General features: G+C 42.1%; 2 pseudogenes. Both read right to left on the bottom strand.

Annotated elements, in window-relative coordinates:
- Window positions 1-71 precede the first annotated feature (71 nt).
- A pseudogene (locus tag R7Q11_RS25115) lies at window positions 72-248 on the bottom strand (peptidase M20); the annotation flags it as partial.
- A 219-nt stretch (window positions 249-467) separates the two neighbouring features.
- Window positions 468-632: pseudogene (locus R7Q11_RS29890) on the bottom strand (hypothetical protein); the annotation flags it as partial.
- Between the last annotated feature and the right edge of the window lie 328 nt (window positions 633-960).

The raw sequence follows: 960 nt of genomic DNA, 5'->3' as shown, positions 1-960 counted from the left end.
TGAATTGCCGTAATCGTGTAAACATCTTGTGCAAAATCACTGCGATCTTGATTGGAAATTGTTGGGAATTACACCGCTTTTGATAGGCGTTTTGCGGCCCCATCTAAGTCGACCTTAACTTCGATTTGCTCCACGCCTTTCATCTGCATTGAGCTAAAGTCTTGATCGCCTGCCGCCCAAGCTGAAACGCCCGCAGTAAAGGAAATTGCTGAAGCGACGCCAGCGAAAATTTTTGAATGTTTTGTCATGTCCATTTTCCTTTTCAATAGGAAGTAAATTGGATTATTGCTCGTTGATATGGTCAGTATTATCGAAAAGCGTTACCTCAACCAATCGCTTATGTAGGACCTAACCCTACAAACGGTTTCATCGCATAAGGACGTAATAGACAACCATCAAAAGCTTCACTCACAGAGCTCATCACCTTTGGGAGCTGGTGACATAGGAATGCGCCGAAGTGTTACAAGTCAGCGCTTTTTCTGATCTGCATGCTTCATGTGAACATCAATTTGAGGGTAAGAGATTTCAACATGATTCTCTTTGAAGAGTTGATTAATTCTCTTATTCACCAAATGCAATGTTGGTAAACGATCATCAATGGAGTTGATGTGAAGTCGAAGCTCGAACTCTAAACTGCTATCGTCAGGGCATTAATCGTTTCCGGCCAAATCGACGAACACTGCCCTTGAGTAAACTTAGTCAAAGATTCAATGATTCAATGATTCCTTGTCTAACATGAACAAAAACGGGCATTCATGGACATTGATGAGCTGGCAATAGCTCTACTGTTCAGGCTTTAAGTAGCAAGCGCATCACTCTTCGGTTTTCGGTGCAGAACAAGGCTCAGATTTTACTTACACCATTTGTAGGATGGCGTCCTACAAATGCGATTATCTGCTTTTCATCTCTTCCCTTATCTTTGCCTCATCCAAGACAAACGAGACAACTTCATGAACACAA

It is taken from the genome of Vibrio sp. 970, from assembly GCF_033339075.1.
This window is presented reverse-complemented; position numbering and strand designations above follow the sequence as displayed.